The organism is Microbacterium sp. (genome assembly GCF_039812165.1).
Lineage (GTDB): Bacteria > Actinomycetota > Actinomycetes > Actinomycetales > Microbacteriaceae > Microbacterium.
Window position 1 is genome coordinate 1 of record NZ_JBDIAB010000211.1, and the last position, 4,682, is coordinate 4,682.

The 4,682-nt window shown below is 72.7% G+C and carries 4 protein-coding genes; 3 read left to right on the forward strand and 1 reads right to left on the reverse strand.

The genetic code is table 11. The annotated features are described in order from the left end of the window. Positions 1 to 139 precede the first annotated feature (139 nt). The 3 genes from WML84_RS12980 (at position 140) to WML84_RS12990 (ending at position 3,141) form a co-directional block, all read left to right on the forward strand. On the forward strand, positions 140 to 1,363 hold the full coding sequence (locus WML84_RS12980) for a hypothetical protein (protein ID WP_347346561.1): 1,224 nt from the start codon (positions 140 to 142) through the stop codon (positions 1,361 to 1,363). A gap of 14 nt (positions 1,364 to 1,377) precedes the next feature. Further along, positions 1,378 to 1,695 (forward strand): thiamine-binding protein, encoded by a 318-nt coding sequence (locus WML84_RS12985; protein ID WP_347346562.1) that lies wholly within the window; start codon positions 1,378 to 1,380, stop codon positions 1,693 to 1,695. Between the two features lie 201 nt (positions 1,696 to 1,896). Beyond that, positions 1,897 to 3,141, forward strand: a complete 1,245-nt coding sequence (locus WML84_RS12990; protein WP_347346563.1) for an MFS transporter — start codon at positions 1,897 to 1,899, stop codon at positions 3,139 to 3,141. Positions 3,142 to 3,190: 49 nt separating this feature from the next. On the opposite strand, the gene WML84_RS12995 is transcribed toward WML84_RS12990, so the two are convergent. After that, complete coding sequence (locus tag WML84_RS12995; protein WP_347346564.1) at positions 3,191 to 4,393, reverse strand: homoserine O-acetyltransferase; 1,203 nt, start codon at positions 4,391 to 4,393, stop codon at positions 3,191 to 3,193. Between the last annotated feature and the right edge of the window lie 289 nt (positions 4,394 to 4,682).

Here is a 4,682-nt window from a genome sequence, read left to right on the forward strand (position 1 = left end):
CGCGCCGCTCGGCGGCCGCGGAGGCCCGATCACCGCCCTCGACGTCGCCGCGGCGCTGCCGCGCGCCGTGGGCGCGCTCCTCACCCTGCCCGTCGACTGACCGCACGGGCATCCGTCCCCGCCCGCTTAGACTCGACGGGTGTCGAGGCGCGTGGTGCTGTGGATCGCGTTCGTGGTCGCACACGCCGTCACCGCGTGGCTCGGGTTCGCACTGCCGAACCAGCCGATGGGCGACGTCTACCGCGTGTACGAGCCGTGGTCGTCGAGCGCGTTGCACGGCGGCGAGATCGTCGGCATCACCGCGGACTGGGTCTATCCGCAGCTCGCGATGATCCCGATGCTGCTCACGCACGCGATCGAGGCGCTCGTCGGCAACTACACGATCGCGTGGGCCGTCCTCGTGACGCTGGCGGATGCCGTCGCCTTCGCCGTCCTCGTCGGCGCCGGCCGCTCGGCGGGGCGTTCGCTCGCCGCCTGGTTCTGGCTCGCCGCGATCGTCGCGCTCGGGCCCGCCGGGATGTACCGGCTCGACGGCCTGACGGTCCCGTTCGTGATCGTGGGGTCGCTGTGGCTCGTGGGGCGGCCCTGGCTCGCGTCGATCGTGCTCTCGGTGGCCACGTGGATCAAGGTGTGGCCCGCGGCCGTGCTCGCGGCCGCGCTCGTCGTCGTGCGCCGTCGCGTCGCGCTCGTCGGCGGGGCGTTCGTCGTCTCGGCGGCGACGATCCTGGCGGTCGTCGCGGCGGGCGGAGCCGCGCACGCCTTCGGGTTCGTCGGCGACCAGGCGACGCGCGGCCTGCAGGTCGAGGCCCCGGTCGCGATGCCCTACCTGTGGGGCACGATGGCGGGCCTGCCCGGCTTCCAGGTCTACTTCTCGCACGACCTGCTCACCTACCAGGTGCTCGGATCGAACCTGCGTGGCGTCATCGCCGCGATGACCCCGGCGCTCGTCGTCGCCGTGGTCGCGATCTGGTCGCTCGGCGCCGTGCAGGCGACCCGCGGCATCCGCTTCGTGTCGCTGTTCCCGCCGCTGTCGCTCGCGCTCGTGACGGCGTTCATCGTGTTCAACAAGGTGGGCTCGCCGCAGTACCTGAGCTGGCTCGTGCCGAGCGTGGTCGTCGGCCTGGTCCTCGACCGGCGGGCGTGGCGACGGCCGGCGCTGCTCGTGCTCGTCCTCTCGGCGCTGACCCAGGCGGTCTTCCCGATCCTCTACGCCGGCGTGCTCACCGCCCAGCCCGTGCCGGTGGCCCTCCTCACGCTGCGCAACGCGCTGCTGATCGTGCTGCTCGTCTGGATGGTCGTGCGCATCGTGCGCCTGCGCGCTCCCGCACGCAGGCACGTCCTGTCCGCGAACGCCCCGCTCTGAACCCGGAGGTTCCCATGCTCATCGCCTTCTCCGTCGCCCCGAGCGGCACCGGCCGCGCCGACGGCTCCGTCCACGACGCGGTCGCCGCCGCGGTCGCGGTCGTCCGCGCGTCGGGCCTGCCGCACCGCACCACCTCGATGTTCACCGAGCTCGAGGGGGAGTGGGACGAGGTCTTCGCCGTCGTCAAGGCCGCGACCGAGGCCGTCCTGCCGTTCGGCTCGCGGGTCTCGCTCGTGCTCAAGGCCGACATCCGTCCCGGCTACACCGGCGAGCTCGACGCCAAGGTCGAGCGCCTCGAGGCCGCGATCGAGCGTCAGGACGACTCGGCCTGAGCCCCGAGCCCGGCATCCGGCGGACGCCTTCCCGTCCCGGCATCCGCCCGCTGTCTTCGGGCCCCGGTATCCGCCCCATTGCCTTCGGGCGCGGGCATCCGCCCCGTTGTCTTCGTGCCCCGGCATCCGCCCCGCTGCCTTCCGGTCCCGGCGTCCGCCCGCCGATTGGACGATGTCGGGATCCGCGCGTAGCGTTGTCGCGTGACCTCCTCGACCCGCTCGGGGGGCGCGGCGACGTGGACGCTCCTCTCCCTCGCCATCGGCAGCTTCGGCATCGGCATGACCGAGTTCGTCGTCATGGGCCTGCTGCCCGACATCGCGCAAGACCTCCTGCCCTCGCTGTGGGCCGCGCGTCCCGAGGACGCGATCTCGCAGGCCGGCTGGCTCATCACGCTGTACGCGCTCGGCGTCGTCGTCGGTGCGCCGACGATCGCGGGCTCGGTCGCGAAGTACCCGCGGCATCGCGTGATGGTGGTCCTCGCGCTCGCGCTGACCGTGTTCAACACGCTCACGTTCCTGCTCCCGGAGTTCGAGCTCGTCGCGGCGTCGCGCTTCCTCGCCGGTCTCCCGCACGGCGCGTTCTTCGGCATCGGCGCGCTCGTGGCGGCGGATGCCCTCGGCCCGGGCAAGCGCGCGAAGGGCGTCGCGTTCGTCCTCACCGGTCTGACCGTCGCGAACGTCGTGGGCGTGCCGCTGGGCACGTTCCTCGGCCAGCAGCTCGGCTGGCGGGCCGCCTTCCTCGTGGTCGCCGTGATCTTCGGCCTCGCGACGGCGCTCATCGCCGTGTTCGTCCCGGCGCACGCCGGAGACCCGGGACGCACGCTCCGCGCCGAGCTCGGCGTCTTCCGCATCGGCCAGGTGTGGCTCACCCTCGCCGTCGGCGCGATCGGCTTCGGCGGCTTCTTCGCCGCGTACAGCTACTTCGCGCCGATGGTCACCGACGTGGCCGGCGCGCCGACCTGGGTCGTGCCGCTCGTGATGGTCCTGATGGGGCTCGGCATGACGGCGGGCAACCTGATCGGCGGGCACCTCGCCGACCGCGACCTGCGACGCACGCTCCTCGGCGGGCTCGCGGCTCTCGTCGTCGTGCAGTCGATCCTGGCCCTCACGGCGTCGTCGATCATCGCGCTCGGCGCGATGGTGTTCGTCGTGGGGCTCACGTCGTCGGCCGTCATCCCCACGATCCAGATCCGGCTCATGGACGTCGCCGGCGAGAACCAGTCGATCGCGGCGGCCCTCAACCACTCGGCGCTCAACATCGGCAACGCGCTCGGCGCGTTCCTCGGCGGGGCGGTCATCGCGAGCGGGCTCGGCTTCGTCGCCCCGGTGTGGGTCGGCGTCGTGCTCGCCGCTGCGGGCCTGTGCCTGGCCGCGGTGAGCTTCGCCGCGGAGCGCCGCACGCGCCTGCGCGCCGCGCTCACCAGGCCGGTCTGCGTCCAGTCCTGATCCGGCGCCGGCTCAGGACCGGTCTGCTGTCCGGTCCTCCGGCGCCGGCTCAGGCCTCGAGCAGGCGGCGCAGGTGCGCGCCGACCGCGTGCGTCTCGATGAGGAAGCCGTCGTGGCCGAAGTCGCTCACGAGCACCACGGCGTCGTCGTCGAGCGTCGAGCGGATGCCGCGGGCGATGCGATGCTGCCCCTCCACCGGGAAGAGCCGGTCGGTGTCGATGCCGAGCACGAGCGTCGTCGCCGTCACGAGCGCGAGCGCGTCGTCGACCCCGCCGCGGTCCCGCCCGATGTCGTGCGAGTTCATCGCCTCGACGAGCGTGATGTAGCTGTTCGCGTCGAAGCGTCGCGTGAACTTGTTGCCGTGGAAGTCGAGGTAGCTCTCCACGGCGAACCGCCCGCCGTGCCCGAGCGGGCTCTTGCCCGACTGCCACGTGCGCTGGAACCGCTGGTTGAGCTCGGTGGGGCTCCGGTAGTTGAGGAGGGCCATGCGGCGCGCGAGCGCGAGCCCGCGGTGCGGCCCGTCGCCGTCGCCGGAGTCGTAGTACTCGCCGCCGTGGAAGCGCGGGTCGATCTGCACCGCGGCGAGCTGCACCGAGTTGAGCGCGATCTGGTCGGCGGTGCTGGTGGGCGGCGCCGACAGCACCGCGAGCCGCTCGACGCGGTCGGGCTGCCCGACGCCCCATTCCAGCGCGTGCATGCCGCCCATCGACCCGCCGATGACGGCCGCCCAGCGATCGATGCCGAGCGCATCCGCAAGTCGCACCTGGGCGGCGACCTGGTCGCGCACGGTGAGGTAGGGGAAGCGGGATGCCCACTCATACCCGTCGGGCGCGATGCTGGCCGGCCCGGTCGAGCCCTGGCATCCGCCCAGCATGTTCGGTGCGACCACGAACCAGCGGTCGGTGTCGATCGCGGCGCCCGGGCCCACGATGTCGCCCCACCAGCCGTCGGTCGGGTGACCGGGACCCGCCGATCCGCGCACGTGGCTGTCGCCCGTCAGCGCGTGCAGGATCAGGACCGCGTTGTCACGACGGGGCGCGAGCTCGCCCCACGTCTCGTACGCGAGGCGGATGCCGGGGAGCTCACGTCCGCCCTCGGTGCGGAACGCCCCGAACGCGGCGAACCGCCGGTCGCCGAGGGGGTCGCCGTCCTGCCATGCTCCGGTGGCCGGCGGACGGGCGCGCAGCAGGCGCGCGTCGGCCTCCGTGATCGGCGCGCTCGGCACCGTGTCCTCGGAGATCTGCCAGTCCATCCGTCCATTCTGTCTGGTCTGCGCGGGCAGGCGCCGGCGTGTTACAGGTCGCGGCAGGGCGGTGCGCCGTTGGCGACACCTTCCTGTGGTGGTGCTGTCGGTGGGTGTGCTGTTGGTGACACCTTCCTGCGGTGGTGCGGTCGGTGGGTGTGCTGTTGGTGACACCTTCCTGCGGTGGCGCTACCGGGTGGCTGTGCTGTTGGCGACACCTTCCTGCGATGGCGCTACCGGTGGCCGTGTGGGCGCCACTTCCCTGCGATGGCGCTTCATATATGTAGCGCCATCGCAG